The organism is Oscillospiraceae bacterium (assembly GCA_035353335.1).
Taxonomy (GTDB): domain Bacteria; phylum Bacillota; class Clostridia; order Oscillospirales; family JAKOTC01; genus DAOPZJ01.
In genome coordinates, this window is the sequence record DAOPZJ010000115.1 from 1 (window position 1) to 2700 (window position 2700).

A 2700-nucleotide genomic window follows, 5' to 3' on the forward strand; every position below is an offset into this window, starting at 1 on the left:
ACGCAAGCCGCCACGGTACCGGAAATCGCCGCAAGCATTGTCAGCAGCCAATGTACCGTGCGCACAAACGCATTGGTCTCTTTCCAAATCGAGAGCAGCGCCCCCGTGACAAACAGCGCGACGACCGAAACCCCGAACACAATCACCAATGGCAGCACCGCCGACGGGATACCGGATAATTTGATAAGTTGAATTACCGCAAGCACCGCAAACACAATCATCGCAAGCGCGGTCAGCTTATGTACCGTTAAAATCCCTGTCGAGAGCGGTCTTCCACCCCGGCTCAGCCAAATCCCGAAACCGATTGAAAACAAAAACAAAACACCGGCAAAAATCCCCTTCAATTCAATGCTCATCGCTTTTATCCTTTCGGTAATTATCAAGGCGCCTAAAAATTATTCGAATAATGGTTTAGAAATGTTTATTAACTTTCCATATCCCATCGATATCGTTTTTATAGCACCACTCTATTAAAATATATTGGTATTGCAGTTCACAATATTCAAGCCAGAGTTTATGATAGGTATCTTTATAATTTTCATATAAATAATCCGTGAATTTTTTACGATATTCCGATACACTCTCGTTACGAAACTGCTCAATATATTCACCGACATCATTGTTGCCCTGTCGTTGTAATACAGCGATATACTCATTTATCAAGTCAACCGTTCTCTTTTTGGGCATTTTAATATATCCTAAGGAAAACAACTCATCTTCAGAAAACTCCGCTATATTACGTTTATGCATTATTTCATCAATTGGCGATACTGTCTCTTTTTCTTTGGAATACCAGTACTCGTTTGTCTCATTTGTTACACCGTTAAATTCTTTTACATAGGGTACACATTTACAAATATCAATACTGTTTATTTTTATATTTTTCATATCCGTTTTTTCAAGGTGAATTAATTCTTCCATCTCTTTATCAATTTGTTTTTCTGTAATTTTCATAATACCCTCCTAAAAAACACGTCTGTTGATTTTTAAAATTGCAGGTATTTTATTCATCGTGCACCATTCAATCAGAGCATACATGCATTGTATCTCGTAATATTTCGCCCAATGATACCAATAGATATCGAAATAATTTTCATCCATATAGGTAGAAAACTTTATCCAAAACTCATCGTCATTCATATCAAAAAGCTCTTCCGCATAAGCCTTGATATCCGAATAGCCGATTTGATCCAAATATAAAATATATGTCTTGACAGTTTCAACTCTTTTCAATTTCGGCAGCTTTATATAACCCAATTGAATCAATTCATCTCGGGAATAAGGAATATTCATTTTTTCAACCAAATCATCTTCTTTGAAAACTGAGTGGGTTTTGTTGCAATACCAATATGATCTTTCGCCATGGTGCATTTCGTAACAGTCCTCAAATACATGATTAATATGTTCATAAATATCAAACTCGCTCATTTTTCCTCCTATGTAAACCCCAAAATTAATGCAGTGATTTTTATATTATCGTGACGCATAACATACTGGGAATATTCTACCAGACAATATAAAAGAAGTCAATTCCCGGCGGGAATTGACTTCTTTTTATTAAAATTTTTAGCTTTTACAGCCCCGCGACCAGCGTTTTGGGGTCTTTGTATTCGATGCCCAAACTGTCCGCCGCGTTTTTGCAGGTCATATGACCCTTTGCGGTGTTGAGCCCTTTCATCAGGCCCTCGTCTTCGAGCAGTGCGCGGGAAACGCCTTTGCTTGCGAGATTGACGAGATACGGCAGCGTCGCCGATTCGAGCGCAAGGGTCGAGGTTCTCGGCACAGCACCCGGCATATTCGCCACCGAGTAGTGAATCACACCGTACTTCTCATAAGTGGGGTTGTCATGTGTCGTCGCATGGTCGATGGTCTCGATGGAACCGCCCTGATCGATGGCGACATCGACGATGACAGCGCCCTTTTTCATGGTTTTAACCATGTCCGCAGTCACGATTTTAGGGGCTGCTTTGCCCGGAACCAATACTGCGCCGACCAATAAATCCGCCTCTTTGACCGCCTGCGCCACGTTGTAGGTGTTATAGACGAGCGTCTTGAGCCGTCCGCCGAAAATTTCATCGAGATACCGCAGACGCGGCAAGCTGATATCCAAAATTGTCACATCCGCGCCGAAACCGACCGCGATTTTCGCGGCATTCGCGCCGACCGTGCCGCCGCCGACAATCACGACTTTTGCGGGCAGTACCCCCGGGACGCCGCCGAGCAGCACACCCAAGCCGCCGTTCGGTTTTTGTAAGTAATTTGCGCCGATTTGAATGGACATCCGACCCGCGACTTCGCTCATCGGGGCGAGCAGCGGCAGTCCTCCGTCCTTTTGCACCGTCTCAAACGCGATACCGATAACTTTTTGATCCAGCAGCGCCTTGGCAAGCCCCGGATTCGGAGCCAGGTGTAAGTAAGTATAAAGCGTCTGTCCCTCACGGAACAATGCGTATTCCGACTCTAACGGCTCCTTGACCTTGACAATGATGTTTGCCCGGTCGAAAATGCTCTTTTTATCGCTCTCGACAACCGCGCCCGCCGCGATGTATTCCGCATCCGCAAAGCCGCTTCCGACGCCCGCGCCGCTTTCGACCAATACGGTATGCCCCTCACGCGCCAGCACATGTGCGCCGACGGGAGTAAGACCGACTCTGAACTCGTTGTTTTTAATTTCTTTGATTACGCCGATAACCATGGGTA

4 protein-coding genes are annotated in these 2700 nt (G+C 44.7%); all 4 read right to left on the reverse strand.

Annotated elements, in window-relative coordinates; all coding sequences use genetic code 11:
- A partial coding sequence (locus PKH29_12765; protein ID HNX15711.1) for a hypothetical protein occupies positions 1 to 356 on the reverse strand: 356 nt, incomplete at its 3' end.
- Between the two features lie 55 nt (positions 357 to 411).
- Positions 412 to 954: a hypothetical protein gene (locus PKH29_12770; protein HNX15712.1), complete on the reverse strand. Its 543-nt coding sequence runs from the start codon at positions 952 to 954 to the stop codon at positions 412 to 414.
- A 9-nt stretch (positions 955 to 963) separates the two neighbouring features.
- Positions 964 to 1428, reverse strand: coding sequence for a hypothetical protein (locus PKH29_12775; protein HNX15713.1), 465 nt, complete (start codon positions 1426 to 1428; stop codon positions 964 to 966).
- Between the two features lie 145 nt (positions 1429 to 1573).
- Complete coding sequence (gene ald, locus PKH29_12780) at positions 1574 to 2695, reverse strand: alanine dehydrogenase (GenBank protein HNX15714.1); 1122 nt, start codon at positions 2693 to 2695, stop codon at positions 1574 to 1576.
- Positions 2696 to 2700: the final 5 nt, after the last annotated feature.

Excerpts from the sequence above, each read along its gene's own strand:
- PKH29_12770 (HNX15712.1), bottom strand. The coding sequence starts at position 954 with ATGAAAATTACAGAAAAACAAATTGATAAAGAGATGGAAGAATTAATT.
- PKH29_12775 (HNX15713.1), bottom strand. The coding sequence starts at position 1,428 with ATGAGCGAGTTTGATATTTATGAACATATTAATCATGTATTTGAGGAC.
- ald (HNX15714.1), bottom strand. The coding sequence starts at position 2,695 with ATGGTTATCGGCGTAATCAAAGAAATTAAAAACAACGAGTTCAGAGTC.